This is a genomic window from Actinoallomurus iriomotensis (assembly GCF_030269445.1).
Lineage (GTDB): Bacteria > Actinomycetota > Actinomycetes > Streptosporangiales > Streptosporangiaceae > Actinoallomurus > Actinoallomurus iriomotensis.
In genome coordinates, this window is sequence record NZ_BSTJ01000001.1 from 1,162,269 (window position 1) to 1,187,582 (window position 25,314).

Annotated in this window: 22 protein-coding genes; 14 read left to right on the forward strand and 8 right to left on the reverse strand. The window is 70.2% G+C overall.

Annotated features, from left to right (window positions below; all coding sequences use genetic code 11):
• Window positions 1–4 precede the first annotated feature (4 nt).
• Window positions 5–877 (reverse strand): alpha/beta fold hydrolase, encoded by an 873-nt coding sequence (locus QSK37_RS05520; protein ID WP_285617986.1) that lies wholly within the window; start codon window positions 875–877, stop codon window positions 5–7.
• Between the two features lie 103 nt (window positions 878–980).
• Here QSK37_RS05520 and QSK37_RS05525 point away from each other — a divergent pair, with 103 nt between their 5' ends.
• A complete protein-coding gene (locus tag QSK37_RS05525) occupies window positions 981–1,391 on the forward strand; it encodes a winged helix-turn-helix transcriptional regulator (RefSeq protein WP_285569693.1) in 411 nt (136 codons plus the stop codon).
• A gap of 32 nt (window positions 1,392–1,423) precedes the next feature.
• Here the strand turns inward: QSK37_RS05525 and QSK37_RS05530 are convergent, their stop codons facing one another.
• Window positions 1,424–1,975 carry a MarR family winged helix-turn-helix transcriptional regulator gene (locus tag QSK37_RS05530; RefSeq protein ID WP_285617988.1) on the reverse strand — a complete coding sequence of 184 codons (552 nt, stop codon included), beginning with the start codon at window positions 1,973–1,975 and terminating at the stop codon, window positions 1,424–1,426.
• Window positions 1,976–2,022: 47 nt separating this feature from the next.
• On the opposite strand from QSK37_RS05530, the gene QSK37_RS05535 reads away from it, so the two are divergent.
• Entirely contained in the window at window positions 2,023–2,760 is a 738-nt protein-coding gene (locus QSK37_RS05535) for an SDR family NAD(P)-dependent oxidoreductase (RefSeq protein WP_285617990.1), read from the forward strand.
• Between the two features lie 52 nt (window positions 2,761–2,812).
• Here QSK37_RS05535 and glgP read toward each other — a convergent pair whose 3' ends face one another.
• Entirely contained in the window at window positions 2,813–5,410 is a 2,598-nt protein-coding gene (gene glgP / locus QSK37_RS05540) for an alpha-glucan family phosphorylase (protein ID WP_285617992.1), read from the reverse strand.
• 506 nt (window positions 5,411–5,916) lie between these two features.
• On the opposite strand from glgP, the gene QSK37_RS05545 reads away from it, so the two are divergent.
• Genes QSK37_RS05545 through QSK37_RS05555 form a run of 3 tightly spaced genes read left to right on the forward strand, consistent with a single transcriptional unit; the run spans window position 5,917 to window position 11,073 of the window.
• Complete coding sequence (locus QSK37_RS05545; RefSeq protein WP_285617993.1) at window positions 5,917–7,914, forward strand: alpha-1,4-glucan--maltose-1-phosphate maltosyltransferase; 1,998 nt, start codon at window positions 5,917–5,919, stop codon at window positions 7,912–7,914.
• 14 nt (window positions 7,915–7,928) lie between these two features.
• Window positions 7,929–9,644, forward strand: coding sequence for a maltose alpha-D-glucosyltransferase (gene treS / locus QSK37_RS05550; RefSeq protein ID WP_285571337.1), 1,716 nt, complete (start codon window positions 7,929–7,931; stop codon window positions 9,642–9,644).
• 43 nt (window positions 9,645–9,687) lie between these two features.
• Window positions 9,688–11,073, forward strand: a complete 1,386-nt coding sequence (locus tag QSK37_RS05555; protein ID WP_285617995.1) for a maltokinase N-terminal cap-like domain-containing protein — start codon at window positions 9,688–9,690, stop codon at window positions 11,071–11,073.
• Between the two features lie 56 nt (window positions 11,074–11,129).
• Here QSK37_RS05555 and QSK37_RS05560 read toward each other — a convergent pair whose 3' ends face one another.
• Window positions 11,130–11,645, reverse strand: a complete 516-nt coding sequence (locus QSK37_RS05560; protein WP_285617996.1) for a hypothetical protein — start codon at window positions 11,643–11,645, stop codon at window positions 11,130–11,132.
• A gap of 237 nt (window positions 11,646–11,882) precedes the next feature.
• Between QSK37_RS05560 and QSK37_RS05565 the strand changes: the two genes are divergently transcribed.
• From QSK37_RS05565 to QSK37_RS05595, 7 genes are all read left to right on the forward strand, one after another.
• On the forward strand, window positions 11,883–12,485 hold the full coding sequence (locus QSK37_RS05565; RefSeq protein ID WP_285618887.1) for a DUF4178 domain-containing protein: 603 nt from the start codon (window positions 11,883–11,885) through the stop codon (window positions 12,483–12,485).
• On the forward strand, window positions 12,486–13,004 hold the full coding sequence (locus QSK37_RS05570) for a DUF2617 family protein (RefSeq protein ID WP_285617999.1): 519 nt from the start codon (window positions 12,486–12,488) through the stop codon (window positions 13,002–13,004).
• Window positions 13,005–13,018: 14 nt separating this feature from the next.
• The gene (locus QSK37_RS05575) at window positions 13,019–13,450 is read left to right on the forward strand and encodes a DUF4247 domain-containing protein (protein WP_285618001.1); all 432 of its coding nucleotides are present in this window, start codon (window positions 13,019–13,021) and stop codon (window positions 13,448–13,450) included.
• 10 nt (window positions 13,451–13,460) lie between these two features.
• The gene (locus QSK37_RS05580; protein WP_285618003.1) at window positions 13,461–13,886 is read left to right on the forward strand and encodes a DUF350 domain-containing protein; all 426 of its coding nucleotides are present in this window, start codon (window positions 13,461–13,463) and stop codon (window positions 13,884–13,886) included.
• 38 nt (window positions 13,887–13,924) lie between these two features.
• Window positions 13,925–15,502, forward strand: a complete 1,578-nt coding sequence (locus tag QSK37_RS05585) for a polyamine aminopropyltransferase (RefSeq protein WP_285618006.1) — start codon at window positions 13,925–13,927, stop codon at window positions 15,500–15,502.
• A 103-nt stretch (window positions 15,503–15,605) separates the two neighbouring features.
• Window positions 15,606–17,804, forward strand: coding sequence for a 1,4-alpha-glucan branching protein GlgB (gene glgB, locus QSK37_RS05590; RefSeq protein ID WP_285618007.1), 2,199 nt, complete (start codon window positions 15,606–15,608; stop codon window positions 17,802–17,804).
• A gap of 106 nt (window positions 17,805–17,910) precedes the next feature.
• Window positions 17,911–19,851, forward strand: coding sequence for a Xaa-Pro dipeptidyl-peptidase (locus QSK37_RS05595; protein ID WP_285618008.1), 1,941 nt, complete (start codon window positions 17,911–17,913; stop codon window positions 19,849–19,851).
• 43 nt (window positions 19,852–19,894) lie between these two features.
• Here QSK37_RS05595 and QSK37_RS05600 read toward each other — a convergent pair whose 3' ends face one another.
• From QSK37_RS05600 to QSK37_RS05615, 4 genes are all read right to left on the reverse strand, one after another.
• Window positions 19,895–20,203: a hypothetical protein gene (locus tag QSK37_RS05600; protein ID WP_285618009.1), complete on the reverse strand. Its 309-nt coding sequence runs from the start codon at window positions 20,201–20,203 to the stop codon at window positions 19,895–19,897.
• A 23-nt stretch (window positions 20,204–20,226) separates the two neighbouring features.
• Entirely contained in the window at window positions 20,227–21,195 is a 969-nt protein-coding gene (locus tag QSK37_RS05605) for a hypothetical protein (RefSeq protein WP_285618011.1), read from the reverse strand.
• A gap of 377 nt (window positions 21,196–21,572) precedes the next feature.
• Window positions 21,573–21,890, reverse strand: coding sequence for a hypothetical protein (locus QSK37_RS05610; protein WP_285618012.1), 318 nt, complete (start codon window positions 21,888–21,890; stop codon window positions 21,573–21,575).
• A 13-nt stretch (window positions 21,891–21,903) separates the two neighbouring features.
• Window positions 21,904–22,860: a hypothetical protein gene (locus tag QSK37_RS05615; RefSeq protein WP_285618014.1), complete on the reverse strand. Its 957-nt coding sequence runs from the start codon at window positions 22,858–22,860 to the stop codon at window positions 21,904–21,906.
• Window positions 22,861–23,089: 229 nt separating this feature from the next.
• On the opposite strand from QSK37_RS05615, the gene QSK37_RS05620 reads away from it, so the two are divergent.
• Both QSK37_RS05620 and QSK37_RS05625 read left to right on the forward strand, forming a co-directional pair.
• Window positions 23,090–24,043 carry a ribonuclease Z gene (locus tag QSK37_RS05620; RefSeq protein WP_285618016.1) on the forward strand — a complete coding sequence of 318 codons (954 nt, stop codon included), beginning with the start codon at window positions 23,090–23,092 and terminating at the stop codon, window positions 24,041–24,043.
• An 11-nt stretch (window positions 24,044–24,054) separates the two neighbouring features.
• Window positions 24,055–25,311 carry a M48 family metallopeptidase gene (locus tag QSK37_RS05625; RefSeq protein ID WP_285618017.1) on the forward strand — a complete coding sequence of 419 codons (1,257 nt, stop codon included), beginning with the start codon at window positions 24,055–24,057 and terminating at the stop codon, window positions 25,309–25,311.
• Window positions 25,312–25,314 lie beyond the last annotated feature (3 nt).

The window sequence follows — 25,314 nt, forward strand, 5'->3', positions numbered from 1 at the left end:
CACTTCAGCGCGCACCGAGGAAGGGCGTCAGCAGCGGTAGCAGGGCGTCGGGGCGGTCCAGCGGGATGATGTGGCCGCAGTCCTCGATGAGATGGCCGGTGAGGTCGTCGGCGACGGGCCGCAGCTGCCGTTCGAGGGCGGCGCCGACGGGGTGGGCTCCGATCGCCATCGTGGGCACGGTGAGCCGGTGGGCGCCGGCGGCGTCCTGGATCTGGCGTGCGTTCGCCGGGGCGGCCCGGTAGTAGGAGAAGGCGCAGCGCAGGGCCTCGGACCCGGTGTACGCGCCGATGAAGGCGTCCCGGATCTCGCGTGGCACACCGCGGCCGCGGGTGCCGGCCGTGAGGAACCAGTCGATGTACTCCGCCTCGTGCCCGGCCAGGACCGTCTCGGCGAGGCCGGGAACCGCGTGGAAGCCGAACCACCACGGCGGCCCGCCGGCGAGGAAGTCCTCGGCGCCGGGCAACGGGCCCAGCGACGACTCCATGAGCACCAGTCGCCGTACGCGTTCGGGGCGCCGCATCGCGAGCAGGAACGCGGGCGGGGCGCCGGCGTCGATGCCGACGACCGCCGCCGACGGTTCGCCGAGAGCGGTGAGGAGTTCTTCGGCGTCGGTGGCCAGGGTCCCGGCGTCGTAGCCGTCCGCCGCTCTCGTGGTCGCGCCGAGTCCGCGCAGGTCCGGGGCGATGACGCGGTGGTGCCGGGCGAGCCCGGGGAGGACCTCGGTCCACAGCCGCCAGGTGTGCGGGAAGCCGTGGAGCAGCAGGACGGCGGGTCCGTTCCCGGCGACCGCCACGTTGATCTCGATGCCGTTGGCCGCCACCCGTCGCAGGGAGATCGCGGGGTGGCCGGAGACGGGCGGATGAGCTGTGCCGGGCATGAGGTCTCCCTGGTGCAGTGGTAACCGATGGTGACCAGGAAAGGTTAGGTAACCTCTACCGCGTGGCCAAGACCGCACTTTCGCGACAGGTGGTGAGCCGCAGGTGACCTCCTCACCCGCCCGTACCTCTCCGGCCCGCACGGCGAAGGGGGCGCGGGGCGACCTCTTCGACCCCGCGTGCCCGACCCGCCGCCTGCTGGACCGCATCGGCACGAAGTGGACGTCCATGGCCGTCAAGGTCCTCGCGGAGGCCTCCCCGGACGAGGTGCGCTTCGCCGAACTCCGGCGGCGGATGCCCGGCGTCTCGCAGAAGATGCTGTCCGCGACGTTGCAGAGCCTGACCCGCGACGGCCTGGTGGCCCGGCGGGTGGAGCCGACCGTGCCGCCGAGGGTCCACTACCGGCTCACCGACCTGGGCCTGTCGCTGGAGGTCGCGCTCGCCACCGTCCGGGCCTGGGCCGAGGAGCACATGGCCGAGATCGACCGGGCCAACCACGCCCACGCCGACGAGTAGGGCCGGTCGAGCCTCTCCGCGATGAAGCCTCGTCAGCCGGCCCCCGAGGACGGCGGGCGCTCCGCCGTCCTCGGATCGGCGAGCCGTGCGACCAGGCCGTCGAGAAGAGCCCGGAGCAGTTCGGCGAGCTGCTCGCGCTGGGCGGGCGTCAGGTGCTCGACCAGGGCCTGCTCGTGGCGGAGCAGCTCGTCGACGCTCCCCTCGATCAGCGCGTGACCCTCCGCGGTCAGTTCGACCGCGCTCGTCCGCCCTCCGCTGCTGCGGTGGGCCCGTACGAGGCCGGAGGTCTCGGCGCGGGCGACGCGCTGGCTGATCGCCCCCGCGCTGACCAGGCAGGCCTCCTTGAGCTCCGCCGGCGTCATCCGGTACGGCGCGCCGTGTCGGCGCAGCGTGGACAGCAGGTCCAGAGTGGCGGCGTCGATGCCGAGCCGCGCGAGCGTACGGCGCCGGTCGTCGGCCAGGAGCTTGCCGGCATGCCAGATCCGGGTGATCACGCCGATCGACTCGACCGGCGTGCCGGGGCGCTCGCGCGTCCAGGCGAGCTGGATCCGCTCCGCTCCGTCCGGGTTGCGTGGTGGCGTCATGCCGACCTAGCGTAGAGCACGCTGTTTAGACCTAAACAAGGAGTGTCATGCCACGCACGGCAATCGTCACCGGGGGCGGTACGGGCATCGGCCGCGCGGTCGCGCGGCGGCTCGCCGCCGACGGACTGGACGTCGTGATCACCGGGCGGCGCAAGCAGGTGCTCGAGCAGACCGCCGAGGAACTGGGCGTCCGCGCGGTCGCCTTCGACGCCTCCGACGTCGCGGCGATCGAGGCCGCCCTGCCCGACCTGCCCGGCCAGGTGGACGTCCTGGTCAACAACGCGGGCGGTAACATCGCCCGGCACCGGCCCGCGCCCGCCGAGGGCGACCTGGCCGGGCTGCGCGACCTGTGGGCCGCTCAACTCGAGAGCAACCTGATCAGCGCGGTCCTGACGACGAGCGCGCTGACGCCGCGGCTGGCCGCCGGCGGCCGCGTGATCTCGATCGGCTCGATCGCGGGAGCGCGCGGTAGCGGCGGCGGTGGGGCGTACGGGGCGGCCAAGGCCGCGCTGCACACCTGGACCGGCGACCTGGCCTTCGAGCTCGGCGGCCGGGGCGTCACGGTGAACGCCATCGCCCCGGGCTACATCGAGGACACCGAGTTCTTCGGCGCAGGCGGTCCGGGGACCGAACGCCGGGCCTGGCTGATCGACCAGACGGCCAACGGCCGTCCCGGCCGCCCCGAGGACGTCGCCGACACGGTCGCCTTCCTGGCCTCGCCGGAGGCCGGCAACATCACCGCCCAGGTGATCCACGTCAACGGCGGCGCCTTCCGTGGCCGCTGACGAGGAACAGAGAAACGCCCGGAACCCTCAGCCGAGGGTTCCGGGCGTTCTTTCAGCGCAGGTCGCCGTTGGTCATCCCGGTCGGGGCCGGCGGCAGGGCCACCAGGCCCATCTCGGCGCGGGAGGCGAACAGCTCGTGCTTGGGCACCACTCGCACGCTGTAGCCGAACGCTCCGGCGCGGTCGAGGGTGACGTCACCGGCGTAGCGCAGCCGGCCGCCCTCGATGTTCTCCACCTGCGTCAGCTCGACGTACGACGGGTCGACGAGCGTGTCGGTCTCCCCGACACGGCCGTACACGACCTCCACGGCGACGTCCGACGGCTCCAGGCCGCCGAGCTCCACCGTCGCGCGCACGGTGAGCGTGCCGCCCAGCTGCGGGCTCTGCGCCGCGCCGCTGGACTCCACGTGCTCGACCGTGACGCCCGGCCAGAGCTTGGCCACCCGCAGCTTCCAGGCGGCCACGGACTTTGCCGCCACGTGCTCGTCGGCGGCCAGCAGCCGGCCCGAGACGGCGGCCGGGGCGTACAGGTCCCGGACGTAGTCGCGGAGCATGCGCCCGGCGAGGACCTTCGGGCCGAGCGTGGTCAGCGTGTGCTTGACCATCTCCAGCCAGCGACGCGGCTGGCCGTCGGTGGTCCGGTCGTAGAACAGCGCCGCGACGTGGTCCTCGATCAGCTCGTACAGGGCGTTCGCCTCGACGTCGTCGCGGCGGTCCGGGTCGGCGGCGCGGTCGGCCGAGGGGATGGCCCAGCCGTTGTTGCCGTCGAACCACTCATCCCACCAGCCGTCGCGGATCGACAGGTTGAGCCCGCCGTTCAGCGCCGCCTTCATACCCGACGTGCCGCACGCCTCCAGCGGCCGCAGCGGGTTGTTCATCCACACGTCGCAGCCCTGGACCAGGGACTGGCCGAGCGCCATGTCGTAGTCGGGCAGGAACACGATGCGGTGGCGTACGGCCGGGTCGTCGGTGAACCGGACGATGTCCTGGATGAGCCGCTTGCCGCCCTCGTCGGCCGGGTGGGCCTTGCCCGCGATGATGATCTGCACCGGACGCTCGGGGTCGAGCAGGATCGACTTGAGCCGCTCCGGGTCGCGCAGCATCAGGGTCAGCCGCTTGTACGACGGCACGCGGCGGGCGAACCCGAAGGTCAGCACGTCGGGGTCGAGGACGTCGTCGATCCAGGTGAGCTCGGCGTCGCTCGCGCCGCGCTGCAGCCACGACTCGCGCAGCCGCCGCCGGGCGTCGAGCACGAGGCGCTCGCGGAGCGTCCGGCGGATGCGCCAGATCTCCGCCTCGGGGACCCGGGCGACCGCGTCCCAGCCCTCGCCGTCCTCGACGACGCCGGTCAGCTGCCGCCGGGCGAGGTCCACCATCTCGGGCGCGACCCAGGTCTCGGCGTGCACGCCGTTGGTGATGGAGCCGATCGGCACCTCTTCGGTGTCGAAGCCCGGCCACAGCCCGCCGAACATCTCCCGGCTGACGGCGCCGTGCAGCACCGACACGCCGTTCACGCGCTGCGCGAGGCGCATGCCCATGACGGCCATGTTGAAGACGTCGGGGTCGCCCTCCTCGTACGTCTCCGCGCCGAGGGCGAGGATGCGCTCGCTGGGGATGGAGGACGCCTCGTTGTCGGTGCCGAAGTACTTCTTGATCAGCTCACGGGGGAACCGGTCGATGCCGGCCGGGACGGGCGTGTGGGTGGTGAACACCGTGCCGCCGCGCGCGGCCTCCAGTGCCTCGTCGAGGGTGAGGCCCTGCTCGTCGATGTACTCGCGGATGCGCTCGAGGCCGAGGAACCCGGCGTGGCCCTCGTTGGTGTGGAAGACCTCGGGGGCGGCGTGCCCGGTGACGCGGCAGAACTGGCGGATCGCGCGGACGCCGCCGATGCCGAGGAGCATCTCCTGCAAAAGCCGATGGTCCGTTCCACCGCCGTACAACCGGTCGGTGACGTCGCGCGACGCGGGGGAGTTCTCCTCGACGTTGGAGTCGAGGAGGAGCAGCGGCACGCGGCCGACGCTCGCGATCCAGACCTGGGCGTTCAGCCGGTCGCCGTCCGGCAGGCCGACGGCGACCCGCACGGGCGTGCCGTCCTGCTCGCGCAGCAGCGTCAGCGGCAGGCCGTCGGGGTCGATCGGCGGGTAGTGCTCCTGCTGCCAGCCCTCGGCCGACAGCGACTGGGAGAAGTACCCGTGGCGGTACAGCAGGCCGACACCGATGATCGGCACGCCGAGGTCGCTCGCGGTCTTCAGGTGGTCGCCGGCGAGGATGCCGAGACCGCCGGAGTACTGCGGCAGGGCCGCCGCGATGCCGTACTCCGGGGAGAAGTAGGCGATGGCCGCCGGAACGTCGGACAGCCCCTGGTACCAGCGCGGGGCGGTGACGTACTCGCGCAGTTCCTCGACGGCGTCGCCGAGCGCGCGCAGGAAACGCCGGTCGCCGGTGAGAGCGTCCAGGCGTTCGGCCGAGACCTCCCCCAGCAACCGCATCGGATCATGGCGAGTCGCCTCCCAGAGCTCCGGATCGACCGACTGAAAGAGCTCGAGCGTCTCTGGATGCCACGACCAGCGCAGGTTGAGGACAAGCTCCTCGAGCGGCTGGAGCGGCTCGGGCAGGACCGTGCGTACGGTGAATCTCCGGATGGCCTTCACGTGGCGCGACACTAATCGGTAACGGGCAGTGCTCGCGACCCAAACCCGCACAGCGGCCCACATCCTTGGATCTATGTTTGCCGCCTCCGTACGCCGGACGCGGCGAAGTGCGAAGTCCGCCGGGTGATGTCACCATTGACCGAAGGGCCGCCGGGCCGATCCTCGGCGAGCCGTTCGCGTGCGCGGCACACCCCGCCCGGCACGCTCGCGCCGTACGGGCCGGTCACGCCATCGCCTTACCATCGAGACAAGGCACAACCACCGGATCTGGCCGCGCAGACCTCCCCCTGGGATCCCCTCCCGGTACGCCGACGTGCCGAGATCCTCCCCGATCATGAAAACCGACAATTCTCCTGTTTCAGTCGCGGGAGATTGGCAACGGAGTCCATATGCGCGAGCCCTCGCCGAGCACCCCCGTACCGCACGGCGCCACCCGTGGTCAAGAAAGATCATTTATTTCGGAAGACGAGGTTGATCCCGCCTCCACGTCGGTACGCTCGCCTGCGATGATCGGACGAATTCCCATTCTCGACGTGCAGCCCGTGGTCGACTGCGGTCGCTGGCCGGCCAGGGCCGTCCCCCACGAGACCTTCACGGTGAGCGCCACGGTGTTCCGCGAGGGGCACGAGATGCTGGGCGCGGGCGTCGTGCTGCGCGATCCCGAGGGCCACGCCGGACCGCCGGCCCTCATGCACGAGGTCACTCCGGGCACCGACCGGTACGCCGCGGAGGTCACGCCCTCCTCGACCGGGACGTGGCACTTCCGGGTCGAGGCGTGGGGCGACCCGATCGCGCACTGGTGGCACGACGCGGGCATCAAGATCCCGCGCGGCCAGGACACCGAGCTGATGCTCGAGGAGGGCGCCCGGCTGTTCGAGCGGCTCGCCCGTGAGGTGCCGCGGGCCGAGCGTGCGGCGGTCACGAGCGTGGTCCGCGCGCTGCGCGAGACCGCCATCCCGCCGCTCATGCGCTTCGAGGCGGCCGACACGGCGGAGATCCACGCGCTGGTGGAGCGGCACCCGCTGCGCGAGCACGTGACGGTGACCGAGTGGCAGCCGCTGCTCGTCCAGCGCGAGCGCGCCCTGTACGGCTCCTGGTACGAGATGTTCCCCCGCTCAGAGGGCGCCTCGTACGACCCGATGGGCCGCCGCGCGCCGCAGTCGGGAACGTTCCGAAGCGCGATGAAGCGGCTCCCGGCGATCGCCGAGATGGGCTTCGACGTGGTCTACCTGCCGCCGATCCACCCGATCGGCTCGCAGTTCCGCAAGGGCCCGAACAACACGCTGCACGCCGAGCCGCACGACCCCGGATCGCCGTGGGCGATCGGGTCCGAGGACGGCGGGCACGACGCGATCCACCCGCAGCTGGGCGGGTTCGCCGACTTCGACGCGTTCGTCGACTATGCCAAGAACCTCGGCATGGAGGTGGCACTGGACCTGGCGCTGCAGTGCTCGCCGGACCACCCGTGGGTCAAGGAGCACCCCGAGTGGTTCACCACGCGCGCCGACGGGTCGATCGCCTACGCCGAGAACCCGCCGAAGAAGTACCAGGACATCTATCCGCTCAACTTCGACAACGACCCCGAGGGCATCTACGCCGAGGTCGAGCGGGTCGTACGGCTGTGGATGGACCACGGCGTGCGGATCTTCCGGGTGGACAATCCGCACACCAAGCCGGTGGCGTTCTGGGAACGGCTCCTCGCGAGCATCGCCGAGACCGACCCCGACGTGCTGTTCCTGGCCGAGGCGTTCACCCGGCCGGCGATGATGCACACGCTCGCCAAGATCGGTTTCCACCAGTCCTACACATACTTCACCTGGCGCAACAGCAGCCAGGAGCTGGAGGAGTACCTCCACGAGCTGTCCGGCCCCGCGGCCGCGTACATGCGGCCGAACTTCTTCGTCAACACGCCGGACATCCTCCACGAGTACCTCCAGCACGGCGGGCCGCCCGCGTTCGCGGTGCGGGCCGTGCTGGCCTCGATGCTGTCCCCGACGTGGGGCGTCTACTCCGGTTACGAGCTGTTCGAGAACACCCCGGTGCGACCGGGCAGCGAGGAGTACCGCGATTCGGAGAAATACCAATTCCGGCCGCGCGACTGGGAGGCGGCCGAGCGCGAGGGCCGAAGCCTCGCGCCACTCATCTCGACCCTCAACTCTTTGCGAAGAGCACACCCCGCACTGCGCAGGCTGCGTAATCTACGATTCCATAACGTCGACCAGCCTGAGCTGATCTGTTTCTCCAAACGCGTGCCTCCGACCGACGGGAACGCCGCGGACCTCGGGGACGTCGTGCTGGTCGTCGTCAACCTCAATCCACATCAGGTTCGCGAGGCGACCGTCCACCTCGACATGCCCGCGCTCGGTCTGGACTGGCCGGAGGAGTTCGTCGTCAGAGACGAATTGTCTGGCGGGTCTTATACCTGGCGGCAATCGAACTACGTGCGCCTCGACCCGCACACCCAGTCCGCACACATCTTCACGGTTTCGAGAGGCGAGAGTTGACCCAGATCGATCCCCTGCTCGGAGGCGGCACCGTAGAGCCGGTTCCGGACACGTTCACGCGCGAGACGCCGAACGAGCCGCACTGGTACAAGAACGCGGTCTTCTACGAGGTGCTGATCCGCGGCTTCTACGATTCGACCGGCGATGGCACCGGCGACATCAAGGGCCTCACCGAGAAGCTCGACTATCTGGTCTGGCTCGGCATCGACTGCATCTGGCTGCTGCCCATCTACGAGTCGCCGCTGCGCGACGGCGGGTACGACATCAGCGACTTCATGAAGATCCTGCCGGAGTTCGGCGACCTCGGTGACTTCGTGGAGCTGGTGGACGAGGCCCACAAGCGCGGCATCCGCGTCATCGCCGATCTCGTGATGAACCACACCAGCGACCAGCACCCGTGGTTCAAGGCGTCCCAGGAGGACCCGGACGGGCCGTTCGGTGACTTCTACGTCTGGTCCGACGACAACACCGGGTACGCCGACGCGCGGATCATCTTCGTCGACACCGAGACCTCCAACTGGACCTGGGACCCGGTGCGCGAGCAGTACTACTGGCACCGGTTCTTCAGCCACCAGCCGGACCTCAACTTCGACAACCCGGACGTGCAGGAGGCGATGCTGGAGGTCCTGCGCTTCTGGCTGGACCTCGGCATCGACGGCTTCCGTCTCGACGCGGTTCCCTACCTGTTCGAGCGCGAGGGCACCAACTGCGAGAACCTCAAGGAGACGCACGACTACCTGAAGAAGGTTCGCGCCGAGATCGACCGGCTCTACCCCGACCGGGTGATGCTGGCCGAGGCCAACCAGTGGCCGGCGGACGTCGTGGAGTACCTCGGCGACCCCGCGACCGGGGGTGACGAATGCCACATGGCGTTCCACTTCCCGGTCATGCCGCGGATCTTCATGGCGGTACGCCGGGAGCAGCGCTACCCGATCTCGGAGATCATGGCCCAGACGCCGAAGATCCCCGAGAACGCCCAGTGGGGCATCTTCCTCCGCAACCACGACGAGCTGACGCTCGAGATGGTGACGGACGAAGAGCGCGACTACATGTACTCCGAGTACGCCAAGGACCCGAGGATGAAGGCCAACATCGGCATCCGCCGGCGGCTGGCCCCGCTCCTCGACAACGACCGCAACCAGCTGGAGCTGTTCACCGCGCTGCTGCTGTCGCTGCCCGGATCGCCGGTGCTGTACTACGGCGACGAGATCGGGATGGGCGACAACATCTGGCTCGGCGACCGCGACGCGGTCCGTACCCCGATGCAGTGGACCCCGGACCGCAACGCGGGCTTCTCCAAGTGCGACCCGGGCCGCCTCTACCTCCCGACGATCATGGACCCGATCTACGGGTACCAGGCGATCAATGTCGAGTCGCAGCAGAACAACCCGGGTTCGCTGCTGCACTGGACGCGCAAGATGATCGAGATCCGCAAGCGCCACCCCGTGTTCGGGGTCGGCGACTACACGGAGCTGTCCGCGTCCAACCCGAGCGTCCTGGCCTTCGTTAGGGAGTTCGGCGCGGATCGCGTACTTTGTGTGAACAACCTGTCACGGTTCCCCCAACCCGTGGAGCTCGACCTGCGGCGCTTCGAGGGCGTCAACCCGGTCGAGTGCATGGGTGGTGTTCAATTCCCCCCAATCGGGGAATTGCCATATCTCCTGACACTTCCAGGACACGGTTTCTACTGGTTCCTCCTGCCGGCGAACCACGGAGGTGGTGGCGAATAGCCATGTGGCCCAGGCAGGAGGAACGGGCGAGGTGACGTAGCCAGTGCGGCTGACCGAACGACTCGACGATCTGATCGCGGACTGGCTTCCGCGCCAGCGGTGGTTCGCGGGCAAGGACCGAGGGATCGACGACGTCTCGGTCGTGTTCGAAACGGAGCTGGTCTCCGGCGATCCGTCGCTACGCCATGTAGTGATCGCCGTACGCCAGGGTGAGCAGGTCGACCGTTACCAGGTACCGGTCGGCCTCCGCCGCGAGCTACCCGGACGGCTGGAGTACGCCGAGATCGGGCGCATCGACGGCGTGCACGTCTATGACGCCGTGCACGACCCCGAGCTGACCCGCGTGCTCCTGGAGAAGATGGCCGACTGCTCCGACGCGGGGCCGCTGGCCTTCCGGTCGATCTCCGGCCTGGAGACCGACCTCGACAGCCTCGCCAGCCCCGCCGAGCAGAGCAACACCTCGCTCATCTACGGCGACCTCTACATCTGCAAGCTGTTCCGGCGGCTGACCGCCGGCATCAACCCCGACCTGGAGCTCAGCCGCGGCCTGATGGGCGCGGGCAGCAAGCACGTGCCCGCGCTCCACGGATGGATCTCCTGCGAGCTGGACGGCACCGTCTCCACGCTCGCGATGCTGTCGGAGTTCCTGCGGACCGGCACCGACGGCTGGCAGCTCGCCGGCACGAGCGTGCGCGACCTGTACGCCGAGGCCGACCTGCACGCCGACGAGGTCGGCGGCGACTTCGCGGCCGAGTCCGAACGCCTCGGCGCCGCCACCGCCGAGGTCCACCGCGACCTGGCCACCGCCTTCGGCACCGGCGTCATGGCCTCCGCGGAGGTGCGGGAGCTGGCCCGGCAGATGCACGCCCGGCTCAACGAGGCCTGCGCCGCGGTCCCCCAGCTCGTCCCGTACGCCGGGCGGCTCAGCGAGGCGTTCGACGCCTTCGCCACGGTCGACGAACCCCTCATGGTCCAGCGGGTCCACGGCGACTTCCACCTCGGCCAGGTCATGCGGACCGAGATGGGCTGGATGCTGCTCGACTTCGAAGGTGAGCCGGCCAAGCCGCTGGAGGAACGCCGGCGGCCGGCGCACCCGCTGCGCGACGTCGCGGGCATGCTCCGCTCCTACGACTACGCGGCCCGGCACCTGCTGGTGAACGCCAAGGCGGTCTCGGGCAACCCGGACCAGCTGGAGTACCGCGCGCACGAGTGGGCCGAGCGCAACCGCACGGCGTTCTGCCGCGGCTACGCCGAGGCGGGCGGCGTCGACCCGGCGGCGCACGAGGAGATCATCCGCGCCTTCGAGTTCGACAAGGCCGTCTACGAGGTCATGTACGAGGCGCGGAACCGGCCGTCGTGGCTGCACATCCCGCTCAGCTCCATCGCCGCGCTGAGCGCCTCACCGGCCCCGGGGTCGCGCACCCGCTGATCCGGTCCGTCGTCGGCACGCGGGACCTCGGGGAGTCCCGCTGCCGGGGATCGTCCCTACCGGCGCCGATACGGGTTCGGCTCCCAGCGCACGAGATGGTCGGCGAGATCGTTGCCGAGGTACAGCATCTCGGCCGCGTCGGTCGCCAGCAGGCCCTGGGGCGTGTACAGAAGGTCGCGGGGCACGTCGAACTCGGCCCGCTCGGGACTGGTATGGATGATCTCTCTCAGCAGACCGTCCCGGGTGCGGCCGGCGACCTGGGGGTCGCTCGTTACGGAGACGAAGGGGCTGAGCCGCAGCCTGCCGTCGACGCCCTGGACGTGCAGTTCGGCGAGCTGCCGCATGCCCTCCGGAAAGCGCGCCAGGCCGGTGACACGCCGGATGTCGGCCTCCGTGCCGTTCCGCCAGAGGTTCGGTATCAGGTCATCGGGGTTGTTCCGGTCGCAGAACCGGAAGACGCGGATCTTCCCCGCGGCCTGTACGGCGCGAGTACCCGACGTGTCGGCCGGGGCCTTGAACAGGCGGGCCGCGGCTTGGAAGACCCGCGCGGCCTCCGCATCACGTCCGGTCACACCAAACCCCCACACAGTCGCAACGCCCACCGGAGAAGGCCGATGACGATGGGCCGGATGCGACCGTACGGCTCGCGGCGTAAATCCTGATCAACTTCTGATGTCACCGCATGAAACCGGATGCTCCCCCATCACGTCTGATCGCGGTATGGGCCTGGGCGGCCACAGTCGGTAAGATCCGCTGTTCTCCGCCCTTCCCGGCTTGGGCGAACCGATGGAGGTATGTCCGTGAGTGGGATCGTGTTGGTGCTCGTGCTGGCACTGATCGTCCTGGTTGTGGCGCTCGTGATCCTGCTCATCGTGGTGCTCGGCCGGCGGCGCCCGGCACCGCCGCCCGCGGTGCCCCGCGACCCGTTCGCCGCCGAGGACAGCGTCGCCGGCGACCCCCGCACGCTCAAGGCGGGCGACCTGGTCGAGTACCTCGGCACCCGCTACTTCGTACGGGGCTCGCTGCGGCTGCGCGAGGGCGGCTTCACCTGGAACGAGCACCTCCTGGACGCCGACACGGCCGAAGGGCGGAAGGTGTGGCTGTCGGTCGAGGAGGACCCCGACCTCGAGGTCGTCTTCTGGACCGAATACGAGATCGGCGACCTGCGTCCGGGCGCGAGGACGGTCACCGTCGAGGGCGTGGAGTACCGCCGCGACGAGCACGGCACGGCCGACTACACCAGCGAGGGGACGACCGGCGTCGGGGCCCGGGGCCGCGTCGAGTACGTCGACTACGAGGGCCCGGGCGGCCGCTACCTGTCGTTCGAACAGTACGGCGGCGGCCAGTGGGAGGCCGGGCTCGGCGAGCGGGTCCCCGTCGGCACGATGACGATCTACCCGAGTGGCGGCTGAATGCTGGCCGTCCTCGACACCCCCTACCAGGACGCGCGCGCCGACGGTCTCTCGTTCGCGCTCGGCCTGCCGCCGCTGGACGCGCTCGCCGTCCTGCCGGTCGAGCGCGCCGGCGTGACCGTCGAACTGCGGCTGCTCGGCGCGTCCCACCAGGTGCTGGCCGGGCCGCTCAGCGAGACGGTCGCGTGCCTGCCGGGCGCAGCCTCGCCGTTGCCCGGCAGCGCGGCCACCGCCCTGCCCGGCTGGACGTACGCGTTCACCGCGGAGACCGCCGCGCACGACGACGACGCGGCGTTCGGACGGGCCATCGAGGCGGTGTGCGCGCGGCTCGCGGACCGCGGCGACGCGCTGACCGGTGCGTTCCCCGGCTCCCCGCACGCCGTCACCGCCATCGCCCTCGATGCGGCGGCGCCGCACGCCACCGCGCGGCAGTCCGGGATCGGCTGGCGGACCTGGCACGCCTACCCCCAGACCCGGGAGATCGTGATGACGCGGAGCCGGCTGGTGAGACCTTCATGAACAGGACCCGGGGCATGAACAGGACGTACCGGGCCGTGGTCGGCGTGCTCGCCACCGCGCTGCTGGCCGTGACCCTCACCGGCTGCGGCTCGCCGTCGTCATGGATCGCGAAGAAGTACCAGCGGGTCGGGACGGACACCTACCGGTCGTCCCTGCCCCCGCAGGCCGTGGCGGCGGCGATCAACCGCAAGTTCAAGGCGATCGACCGGGTCGACGACCTGGCGACGCTCGGCTCGGGGAGCGGCATCTTCCTGCGCTACCCGAGGCTCGTCGTCGGCGTGACGCCGTACGGGCCGGGCAGCAGGATCACCGTCGACAAGCCGGCCGGCGGTTACAACCGGTACTACTCCCACGTCGGCAGGCGCTGGAGCGCCCCGGGCAGCAACGGCTGGAACAGCCACGGCATCCCATCCTTCCGCGGCGGCGGTCCCGGGTCAGGCAAATAAGGAGCAACCGATGCACGACACCCTCCATGACATCGGCGCGACCTTCGCCTACGGCGCGGTCGGCATCGCGTTGATGGCACTCGGCTACCTGGTGGTGGAGGTGACGACACCCGGCCGGCTCGGCCGTCAGATCTGGACCGAGGCCAACAAGGGCGCCGCGCTGCTCCTCGGCGTCAAGCTGCTCGGCATCGGCGCGATCGTCACCACCGCGATCGTCACCAGCGACAACGACCTGAGCCGGGGGCTGGTCGACACCGCGGTCTACGGCGGGATCGGCATCGTGCTGATGGTCGTGGCGTTCTACTTCCTCGCCCTGATCACGCCTGGCAGGCTCGGCGCGACGCTGGTGGACGGCGCCGCCGTCCACCCGGCGGGCTGGGTGGTCGCCGCCGCCGACATCGCCGTCGCCGCGATCGTGTCCGGGGCGGTCTCCTGACCGCCCGCGACCTCGACCGGTCCGCGCCGCCGCCGTCCGTGCCGGAGGCGGACGCGCCGCCGGCCGGGAGGCTCGGGGCCTCGGCCCGGGTGGCGCGGGCGCTCGTGCTGGCCGCGGTCTTCACGTGCGCGGCGTGCGGGCTGGTGTACGAGCTGGCGCTGGTGGCGCTCGGCAGCTACCTGGTGGGCGACTCCGTCACGCAGGCGTCGATCGTGCTGTCGGTCATGGTCTTCGCGATGGGTGTCGGGTCGCTGCTGGCCAAACCGCTGCGGCGGCACGCGGCGGCCGCGTTCGCGCTGGTCGAGGGCGCGCTCGCGCTGGTCGGCGGCCTGTCGGTGCTCGCGCTGTACGCCGCGTTCTCCTGGCTGGACCTGTACGTCCCGGCGCTCGTGGCGGTGGCGTTCGCGGTCGGCGCGCTGATCGGCGCGGAGATCCCGTTGCTGATGACGCTGCTCCAGAAGATCCGCAAGCAGGACGCGGGCAGCGCCGTCGCCGACCTGTTCGCCGCCGACTACGTGGGGGCGCTCGTCGGCGGGCTCGCGTTCCCGTTCGTCCTGCTGCCGACGTTCGGACACATCAAGGGCGCGCTGCTGGTCGGCGTGGTGAACGCGGTCGCCGGCGTGGCGGTGGTGCTGTGGTTGTTCCGGCGGCAGCTCGGCCATGTCGCCCGGGTCGCGCTCGGGCTCGGCATGGTGGCGGTCCTGGCCGTCCTCGGGACGACCTACGCGCTCGCCGACCGGATCGAGGTGACCGCGCGGCAGGCACTGTTCCAGGACCCGATCGTGCTGGCGAGGGACACCCCGTACCAGGAGATCGTGATCACCGAGAAGGTCACGCTCGCGGGCTCCACGGACCTGCGCCTGTACCTGAACGGGGACCTTCAGTTCTCCTCGGCGGACGAGTACCGGTACCACGAGTCGCTCGTCCACCCGCTGATGTCCGGCCCGCACGGGAACGTGCTGATCCTCGGCGGCGGCGACGGCCTGGCGCTGCGCGAGGTACTGCGCTACCCGGACGTCCGCAGCGCGACCCTGATCGAGCTCGACCCGGAGATGCTGCGTCTCGCCCGCACCTACCAGCCGCTGGTGTCGCTCAACCACCGCTCGTTCGAGGACCCGCGCGCCACCGCGGTCAGGGCCGACGCGTTCACCTGGCTGCGCGGCCAGAGCCGGCGGTTCGACGCGGTCATCGTGGACATGCCGGACCCGGACGACGTCCCCACCGCGAAGCTGTACTCGGTCGAGTTCTACGGCCTGGTGAAGCGGATCCTCGCACCCGGCGGCCGGATGGTCGTCCAGTCCGGCTCGCCCTACTTCGCCCCGAAGTCGTTCTACAGCATCGAGAAGTCCATCGGCGCCGCGGGCCTCACGACCACCCCCTACCACGTGGACGTGCCGAGCTTCGGCGACTGGGGCTTCGTCCTCGCCGCGCCCGCCGCGAAGCCGCCCGCGCTGGCGCTGCCGCCGGACGCCCCGCCGCTGCGGTTCCTGGACGCGTCCGTGCTGCAGGCCGCGTCCGTCTTCCCCAAGGACCGCCGGTCCCGCGACGTCCAGGTCAACACTCTCGTGCACCCCCGCCTCGTCCAGTACGAGGGCGAGGAGTGGAAGGACTCCTGATCGGCGATCGACGGCGGCGCGAATCTCGTGATCGAAAAGGATTACGCTCCACCCACCGGGCACGTTGAAGGTACGAGTTGGCAGCGAGAGTTCAAGGAGCGTCATGGCGCGGGTCACCCACGACGAGATCGACCGGCTGATCGGCGGGGACCATCACGACCCCCACGGGATCCTGGGCGCGCACCCCGGTACGGACGGCGTGACCATCCGTGCGCTGCGGCCGCTGGCGAGCAAGGTGGAGGTCGTCCTCGCCGACGGTGAACGCCGGCCGATGCGCCACGTGCACGCGGGCGTCTTCGCCACCACCCTGGCGCCCGGCAGCCCGCTGTCCGACGACGAGCCGGTGGCGGTGCCCGACTACCGCCTCGCGGTGACGTACGACGGGCCCGAGCTGGTCCAGGACGACCCGTACCGGCACGCGCCGACGCTCGGCGAGCTGGACCTGCACCTGATCGGCGAGGGCCGGCACGAGGAGCTGTGGGAGGTGCTCGGCGCGCACACCCGCCGGTACCGGTCGGTGTTCGGGCCGGTCGAGGGCACCTCGTTCGCGGTGTGGGCGCCGAACGCCCGCGGCGTCCGGGTGATCGGCGACTTCAACCACTGGGACGGCCGTGCGCACCCGATGCGCTCGCTCGGCTCCTCCGGGGTGTGGGAGCTGTTCGTGCCCGGCGTCGGTGACGGCACCAACTACAAGTTCGAGATCCTCGGCGCCGACCACATCTGGCGGCGCAAGGCCGACCCGATGGCGCAGTACGCCGAGCGGCCGCCCGCGACCGCCTCGAAGGTCTTCACCTCCCGCTACACGTGGGAGGACGACGAGTGGATGACGCGGCGCAAGTCCTATGACCCGCTGCGCTCGCCGATGAGCGTGTACGAGGTGCACCTCGGCTCGTGGCGGTCGGAGCTGGGCTACCGCGAGCTCGCCACCGAGCTGGTGGACTACGTCTCCGACATGGGCTTCACGCACGTGGAGTTCCTGCCGGTCTCCGAGCACCCGTTCGGCGGGTCGTGGGGGTACCAGGTGACCTCCTACTACGCGCCGACCGCCCGGTTCGGCGACCCCGACGAGTTCCGCCATCTGGTGGACCGGCTGCACCAGGCCGGCATCGGCGTGATCGTCGACTGGGTGCCGGGCCACTTTCCCAAGGACGAGTGGGCGCTGGCCCGGTTCGACGGCACGCCGCTGTACGAGCACGGCGACCCGCGCCGGGGCGAGCAGAAGGACTGGGGCACGTTCATCTTCGACTTCGGCCGCTCGGAGGTGCGCAACTTCCTCGTCGCGAACGCCTCGTACTGGCTGGAGGAGTTCCACGTCGACGGCCTGCGGGTGGACGCGGTCGCCTCGATGATCTACCTGGACTACTCGCGCGGCGAGGGCGAGTGGACGCCGAACATCTACGGCGGGCGGGAGAACCTCGAGGCGATCGACTTCCTCAAGGAGATGAACGCCACCTGCTACAAGCGCTCCCCCGGCATCATGACGATCGCCGAGGAGTCCACCGCGTGGCCCGGCGTGACCCGGCCGACGCACCTGGGCGGGCTGGGGTTCGGCTTCAAGTGGAACATGGGCTGGATGCACGACACGCTCGGCTACCTGAAGCACGAGCCGATCTTCCGCGGCTACCACCACCACGAGATCACCTTCTCCATGGTGTACGCCTACTCGGAGAACTACGTGCTGCCGCTGTCCCACGACGAGGTCGTGCACGGCAAGGGTTCGCTGCTCGGCAAGATGCCGGGCGACGAGTGGCAGCGGTTCGCCGGGCTGCGCGCGCTGCTGGCGTACATGTGGGCGCACCCGGGCAAGCAGCTGCTGTTCATGGGCCAGGAGTTCGGCCAGGGCGCCGAGTGGGCCGAGTCCCGGTCGCTCGACTGGTGGCTGCTCGACAAGGCCGAGGACAACTTCCACGCGGGCCTGCAGCGGATGGTCCGCGACCTCAACCGCGCCTACGGCGAGGCGGAGGCGCTGTGGACGCGGGACGCCCGGCCGGAGGGGTTCAGCTGGATCGACGCGGACGACGTCGCCGGCAACGTGATCTCGTTCCTGCGGTACGCCGAGGACGGCACGCCGCTGGCCTGTGTGATCAACTTCGCCGGCGTCCCGCATGAGGACTACCGCCTGGGCCTGCCCCGTACGGGCCGCTGGCGCGAGGTGGTGAACACCGACGCGTTCGAGTACGGCGGCAGCGGCGTCGGCAACATGGGCGCGGTGTGGGCCACCGAGGAGCCGTGCCACGGACAGCCCGCCTCCGCGCTGCTGCGCGTCCCCCCGCTCGGCGCCCTCTGGCTCTCCCCGGAGTGACCTTCCGCCATCCGGCCGGCTCGACTCACGGCCGGATATGGCTAGAGATCTTGTGCGGCCGCACCGGTCGCGGCAGATTTGCGCGCGCAACCTCAGGAGGTAACGCGTGCCGATCTCACCACGGCGAGGCCTTCTCGCCGCCGCGATCGCCGCCGCGGCCGCGCTCGCGGTCACGGGGGCGCCCGCCGCCCACGCGGCGAAGAAACCCACGATCAAGGTGTCGGACGGGGTGACCCAGCCGGTCTTCTCCTACGCGGACGCGATCCGGGAGTACGTCCGGGTCGAGTCGCCGGTCGACGCCGACCACGACGGCAAGAAGGACCTCATCCGGGTGGACATCATCCGCCCGAAGGAGAGCGGCCCGGACTTCAAGGTCCCCGTGATCATGGATGAGAGCCCGTACTACGACAACCTCGGCCGCGGCAACGAGGGCGAGCGCAAGACGTACGACGCGGCCGGGAATCCGGTGAAGTTCCCGCTCTTCTACGACAACTACTTCGTGCCCCGCGGCTACGCGGTGCTCGACGTCGACATGGACGGCACGACCAAGTCCGACGGCTGCCCGACCTCCGGCGGCCTGTCCGACGTCCTGGGCGGCAAGGCGGTCGTCGACTGGCTGAACGGCCGCGCCACCGCGTACGACGCCAAGGGGAACAAGGTCAAGGCGACCTGGACCAACGGCCGTACGGGGATGATCGGCAAGTCCTACGACGGCACACTCGCCAACGGTGTGGCGGCGACCGGCGTGCAGGGCCTGGACACGATCGTGCCGATCTCGGCGATCAGCTCCTGGTACGACTACAGCCGGATGAACGGCACGCTGTGGTGGACGGGTGAGGAGGACGGCCTGGCCGACACGGTCGACACCGACCCGCCGGCCAAGTGCGCCGCCGTACGGCAGGAGCTCGCCACCGGCCAGGACGACGCGACCGGGAACTACAACGCGTTCTGGAGCTCCCGCGACTACCGGTCCGCGCCCACCCCGGACGTGAGCCGCGTGCACGCGAGCGTGTTCGCCGTCCACGGCACGAACGACCTGAACGTCAAGCCGAGCCAGTTCTCCACGTGGTGGGCCGGCCTCGCGGCGCGGAACGTGCCGCGCAAGGTGTGGCTGTCGCAGTACGGGCACGTGGACCCGTTCGACTTCCGCCGCGACGCGTGGGTGGACACCCTGCACCAGTGGTTCGACTACTGGCTCTGGCACGTGCACAACGGCATCATGAAGCAGCCGCGCGCGGACATCGAGACCGGCCCGGACCAGTGGACGACCGAGTCGGACTGGCCGTCACCGCGGGCGCGGAGCCTGCCCCTGCGTCCCCAGGCCGACGGCACCCTGGGCCTGTCCGCCTCCTCGGGCAGCGCGACGTTCACCGACACCAAGGAGGACGAGGGCTCCCTCGTGTCGGACCCGACGACGGCGCAGCCGTACCGGCTGGCGTACACCACGCCCCCGCTCAAGCAGGACGTACGGCTGTCGGGCACGCCGACGGTGTCGCTGAGGTTCACCACGGACCGCCCCGCCACCGACCTGGGCGCACTGCTGGTCGACTACGGCACCGACACGCGGGTGAACTACCTCGGCGCGGGTTCGGGCGTGAAGACCCTGACGACCGAGGACTGCCACGGTGAGAGCACCGCGACCGACGACGCCTGCTACAAGCAGGTGGTGACCGACACGGCGACCTCGGACGTGAACGTGGTGACGCGCGGCTTCCTGGACGCGCAGAACCGTACGTCGCTGAGTACGTCGTCGCCGCTGACGCCGGGGACGACGTATTCGGTGCACTGGCCGACCCTGCCGCAGGACTACCGGTTCAAGGCGGGCCACCGGCTGGCGCTGATCCTGTTCGGCGTGGACGGCGACGTCCAGTACGACGAACAGGCCACGGGCGCCACGGTGAAGGTGGATCTGGCGGGCAGCCAGATCAGCCTGCCGGTGGTGGTGAGCGGCGGCACACCGTCGAAGGACAAGACGTTCTCGGCGAAACAGACCTGGCGCGGCCCGGCCCGCGTGGTCCTCCCCCGCCAGCCCCGCTTCTTCCACTGATCGCCTGACGACGGGCCCCGGGACACGCGTCCCGGGGCCCGTTTCACGTTTCCGGCAACGGCTCGTGCGGGTAGAGGTCCCGCCACAGTCGCCGGAGGAACTTCTCTGCACTGCCGTCGTCATAGCGGACCGCACGATAGAGCTCGTCACCGGGCAGACTGTCGGGGTCGAGGATGGCCGCACGGAGCTCGTTCTTGAAGGTCCTGATCTCCTCGTCGGACTCGTGCCGCACGAGCTGCTTCAGGTCGTCGAATGCCTCGTCGTACGCCTCGGGATGACAATAAATCTCCGAAACGGAGATTAATGTACCAAACGGCAAATCGGGATCGATGTTCCAGAACGGCCTGCTCATCCTTCCTCCAGGGAAGAGTCCGGTCACGGCTCCACGTACATCGTCGAAATCTCGTAGCCATTCATATCCCGATTGGGCCGGAAGTAAAACTTAATCTTTGCATCGTCACGGATCTCGACGGGTACACACGTCGGCTCGGGGACATCTGAATCCTGATTTGACGTTCTCTTCGCCGTCACCCAATCGGCGCGGCGGCGTAAGGCCTCATCCAGGCTGCCGTCGACCGGCTCCAGCGCATACGCCGAACAGTAATGATGGCCGCCCACCCCCAGAAGGTCCTCGACTGTCAGGGCGACGCCCTGTGGCACTTTTCCGGCCACGAACGGGGTCTCCAACGCATCGCGGACCGACGGATGTCGCACTCCCCGCGCGAACGCGGTCGCGAATGCCTCCGGATCCTGGATCGCGGTTGCGGTGTCGGCGCAGCGATGCGGTCGGTTTCCGGGCTTGAGGCCGTCGATTCCGGCGAACCGCTTGGCATCGTCGAGCTGGGCGGGATCCTGGAAACCCGTCACCCGGCGCTGGAGCCTCTCGTCGTCCGCATGACCCTCGTGGCGTTCGAGGGCGTGACCCTGCCCCATGTCCATGGCTACCAGCACCCGCATGGCCGCCGGGTCGCAGTCCTTCGCCTGGGCCAGCCACGGACGCCGGTCCGCGTTCTCGGCGATGTACTCGGCGGCCCGGCCTTCGCCGATCTCCGGCAGACCCGCCTCTGTCGGCCGGAAGCCGCGCAGGATCTCGCGTGGCGTCGGCTGGTCGTCGGCGATGGGAATGTCGAGCCGCTTCGCGTACGGCTCCGGCTCATACGCGTCAACAGCCGTTTCCGGACCAGCCGGAGTCGGCTTTTCATTCGCGGCGAGCGCGCCCCTGCGGCTTTCGGCACGGGATAACGAATCTTCCGATCCGGGCAGATCGGCCGGAGGGCGTTCCGTGCCCGCTCGCCCTTCGGTCGTCTCGCCCGTGTCAGCGCCGTCAATGCGATCCATCCCCATGGAGGCATCCCTGACATTTCGACAATTGAGGTTGCCGAGCTCTACAGGCTAACTTCGCGACCATCGTGATCACCAGAGCGCCGAACGAATTCGTACATGATCACCCGGCGACACTGAAATACGGAATGCCGATATCTTCGGATTATCAATGCCACGGGCACGAAGGGGCCTGGCGGCAGCCGGATCAGCCTGCCGGTGGTGGCGAGCGGCGGCACGCCGTCGAAGGCCCGCGGGGTCATCGGTGGGACAGGCCTGGCGCGGCCCGAGCCACACCGTCCTCCCGTCGGCCGCACGTCTTCCGCCGACCCCTCTCACGCCGAGACGGGCCTGCCGTCGTCCTCGACCTTCCCCCCCGGCGTGAAGGTCAGGTCGCGGCGTCACCGGCCCGGAAGCGGCTCGTCCGGATACAGGTCGCGCCAAAGCCGTTCGAGGAACGCCCGGTCGCTGCCGTCGCTGTACTGCGCGGCGACGTACAACGCGTCTTCGGGCAGGGCCGACCGGTCGCGTAACGCGTCTCCCAGCTGCGACTTGAACCGCTGGATCGCGGGATCTCCCTTCGGGCTCCGCACCCGAGTGATCAGGTCCTCGTAGGCCTCGTCGTGGGCCTCGGGATGGCAGTAGGCCTCCACCGTGTCCAGGAGAACGGAGAAAGGCGCCTCGGGATGGTTTCGCCAATATCTGTCGGTCAAGGCCATACGTCTGCACCCCTTAAGGTCGCTCCACGAACATCGTGCTGACTTCATAGCCGTCACGCAATGCCCTCGCCCGAAAGAAGAATTGGACTTTTCCTCCATCGAACGAATCAACTAAGGCCGCGCCCGGATCAGGTACGTCGGGATCACGATCGTTGGCGCGCGAGTCGACCCAGGAATCGCGGCAGTCCAAGGCCGCGCGGATCTGTCCGCCCACCGGCAGAAGCCGATAACCGCTGCAGTATCGATGGCCGTCCGGCCCCAGCAGTTCCTCGATCGGGATGGCGACACGTGGCGGATTCGCATGCGGATCGAACGGTCTGCGGAGGACGTCACGGATGTCGGGATGTTCCATCGCGCGGGCGAACATGGTCGCGAACGCGGCCGGATCCTGGACCGCGGTGGCGGTGTCGGCGCACCGGTGGGCCCGGTCGCCCGGTTTGCATCCGTCGATCCCCGCCACCCTCTTGGCCGGGTCCAGCTGGGCGGGGTCCTCGAGCGCGGTCACGCGGCGCCGCAGCCTCTCGTGGTCGGCGTAGCCCTCGTGGCGCTCCAGCGCGTGGCCCTGGCCCAGGTCCAGGGCCACCAGCACCCGCTGGACGGCCGGGTCGGAGTCCGCGGCACAGGCCAGCCACGGACGCTCGCCGACATACCGGGCGATGTGGTCGGCGGCCTCCCGCTCCGTCACCTCGGGCAGGCCCGCGTCGGCGGGCGCGAACCGGCCGAGCACCTCACGCGGCGTCGGCTGGTCGTCGGCGATGGGAGTGTCGAGCAATTTCGCGTACGGCTGCGGCGCCCGCTCCCCCACGTCAGCGGCCGTTTCCGGAGGCTTCTCATTCGCCGCGAGCGCGGCTAATCGACTCTCGACTCGGGATAACGAATCGTCCGATCCGGGGTGATCCGCCGGAAACTGTTCGCCGCCCGCCGGCCGTTCGGCCGTCTCACCGGTGTTCGCGCCGTCGACCCGATCCACCACCATAAGGTCAGCCCTTTACATATTCCGCCAACTGTAGTTGCCGAGCCTTGCAGGCTAACTCCGCCGACATCATGATCGCCAGACCCAATTTCAACCGTGCGCGGCAAGATACCGAATACGGAAAGGCCTCTATATACGGCATGACCAATACGAGGCAGCCGCTACCGCAGGTCGGGAACTCCGCCACCGCGCCGTCCGCGATCAAGGGGTCCGGCATCATGAGGGCATGTCCTCACGGGAGCTCGTGGTCCTGGGAACCTCCAGTGCGGTGCCGACCAAGAGCCGGAACCACAACGGGTACCTCCTGCGCTGGGACGGGTTCGGTGTCCTGTTCGACCCCGGGGAGGGCACGCAGCGGCAGATGGTCCGTGCCGGGGTCAGCGCCCATGACGTCAACGCGATCTGCCTCACCCACTTCCACGGCGACCACTGCCTGGGCGTACCCGGGGTGGTGCAGCGGATCGCGCGGGACCGCGTCGCGCATCCGGTCAGCGCCGTCTTTCCCCGCAGCGGTACGGAGTACTGGCGGCGGCTGCGTCACGCCACGCTCTTCAACGACACGCAGGTGATCGCCGAGCGGCCCGTCGCCGGTGACGTCCAGGAGGTCGCGGCGGACGGCGCGCCGTTCACGCTCACCGCGCGGCGGCTCTGCCACAGTGTCGAGTCCTACGGCTACCGGATCGAGGAGCCCGGCGGCATCACGATGCTGCCCGACCGGCTCGCCGCGTACGGCATCGCGGGGCCGCTCGTCGGACGTCTCCAGCGCGAGGGGCGGGTCACCGCGCCCGGCGGCCGTACGGTCACGCTCGAGGAGTGCGGCGTTCCCCGGCCCGGCCAGAAGGTCGCGTTCGTCATGGACACCCGGCTCTGTGACGCGATCAAGCCGCTCGCCGACGGGGCCGACCTGCTCGTGATCGAGTCGACGTTCCTCGACGCCGACGCCGGGCTGGCCGAGGACTACGGACACCTCACCGCGCGCCAGGCCGGACGGATCGCCGCCGACGCCGGCGTACGGCGCCTGGTCCTGACCCACTTCTCCGAACGGTACGGCGCCGAGGACGAGCCGAGGTTCGCCGAGGAGGCCGCCGCGGCGTACGCGGGCGACATCGTCACGGCGCGAGATCTCGTTCGCGTACCGGTGCCGTCACGACACCGGCCGGGGAGTGCCGCGCGCCCATAGGATCTCGCGCCGTGACCACCGATACGTCCGATCTGTGCCCTACGTGCTCCCATGTCCTCCCGGCGGCCGGTGACCATCCGGTCTGGTGCGCGGAGTGCGAGTGGGGGCTGGGCGAGCCCGAGGCGCCGCGCGGCGGGCCGGTGCGGGCCTGGTTCGACCGGCGGTCGGCCGCTCTCGTCGAGGCCCTGTACCGCGACGTGTCGCGCGCCGAGCCCGCCCGCCCCGGCTGGAACGCCGCGCGGGTCGCCTCCTACCTGCTCGCGCTGGCCGTGCACGCCTGCCCGCTCGCCCTTCTCGCGGTCGCCGGTCTGCTCCTGTGGACGGACGTCAACGCCGTCACGGTCATCGCCGCCGTCGTACTGGTGGTCCTCGCGTACTTCCTCGCCCCGCGCCTCGGCCGGATGCCGCGCGGCGACGCGGTGAAGTGCCGGGAGGACGCGCCCGCGCTGTTCGCCCTGCTCGACCGGGTCGGCACGGAGGTCGGGGCCGCGCCCGTGCACACGGTGGTGGTCACCGGAGAGTTCAACGCCTCCTACGGCGCCGTCGGCCTCCGGCGGCGGCACGTACTGACGATCGGCCTGCCGATCTGGGACCCCCTGACCGGGCAGCAGCGCGTGGCCCTGCTGGGCCATGAATTCGCCCACGGCGTCAACGGCGACTCCCGGCACGGCCTGGTCGTCGGCACCGCGCTGTCGACGCTGGCCCGGCTGCACCACGCGACCCGGCCGGGCGGCCGCGACCGGCGGATGAACTACCTCATCGACCTCATGGTGCGGGCGCTGCAGGGTGTGGTGAGCGGGCTGGTCGCGATGGTGTTCCGCGCGCAGCTCGCGCTGACGCTGCGGGCCGGCCAGCGGGCCGAGTACCTCGCCGACCGCCTCGCGGGTCAGGTCGCCTCCCCCGGCGCCGCCGCGGACATGCTCGACACCATGCTCGTCACCGCCCAGACCCACCGGCTGGCCCTGCGCCGCACCGCAGTGCGCGCCGGCACCGAACTGTGGGCCGAGCAACGCGAGGCCGTCGCGAACCTGCCGGAGTCGGAGCGCGAACGCCGGCGCCGCCTCGCCGCGCGGGAACGCCTGCGCGTGGACGAGAGCCACCCGCCGACGCATCTGCGGATCGCCGTGCTGCGCGACCGGCCCGAGTCCGAGCCACGGGTACGGATCGAAGCCGACGAGACCGAGCGGATCACCGCGGAACTCGCGGCGGACTACGACCGGGTCGCCCGAGAGCTACGCGAGTCCGCCCGCGCCGCCCTGTACCGCTGACCG

Bases quoted from the DNA above. Each gene is read 5' to 3' on its own strand.
- QSK37_RS05605 (WP_285618011.1), bottom strand. From the start codon at position 21,195: ATGGGGATGGATCGCATTGACGGCGCTGACACGGGCGAGACGACCGAA.
- QSK37_RS05530 (WP_285617988.1), bottom strand. From the start codon at position 1,975: ATGACGCCACCACGCAACCCGGACGGAGCGGAGCGGATCCAGCTCGCC.
- QSK37_RS05600 (WP_285618009.1), bottom strand. From the start codon at position 20,203: ATGAGCAGGCCGTTCTGGAACATCGATCCCGATTTGCCGTTTGGTACA.
- QSK37_RS05570 (WP_285617999.1), top strand. From the start codon at position 12,486: ATGCTGGCCGTCCTCGACACCCCCTACCAGGACGCGCGCGCCGACGGT.
- QSK37_RS05535 (WP_285617990.1), top strand. From the start codon at position 2,023: ATGCCACGCACGGCAATCGTCACCGGGGGCGGTACGGGCATCGGCCGC.
- QSK37_RS05520 (WP_285617986.1), bottom strand. From the start codon at position 877: ATGCCCGGCACAGCTCATCCGCCCGTCTCCGGCCACCCCGCGATCTCC.
- QSK37_RS05580 (WP_285618003.1), top strand. From the start codon at position 13,461: ATGCACGACACCCTCCATGACATCGGCGCGACCTTCGCCTACGGCGCG.
- QSK37_RS05575 (WP_285618001.1), top strand. From the start codon at position 13,019: ATGAACAGGACGTACCGGGCCGTGGTCGGCGTGCTCGCCACCGCGCTG.
- QSK37_RS05610 (WP_285618012.1), bottom strand. From the start codon at position 21,890: ATGGCCTTGACCGACAGATATTGGCGAAACCATCCCGAGGCGCCTTTC.
- QSK37_RS05620 (WP_285618016.1), top strand. From the start codon at position 23,090: ATGTCCTCACGGGAGCTCGTGGTCCTGGGAACCTCCAGTGCGGTGCCG.
- glgB (WP_285618007.1), top strand. From the start codon at position 15,606: ATGGCGCGGGTCACCCACGACGAGATCGACCGGCTGATCGGCGGGGAC.
- QSK37_RS05545 (WP_285617993.1), top strand. From the start codon at position 5,917: ATGATCGGACGAATTCCCATTCTCGACGTGCAGCCCGTGGTCGACTGC.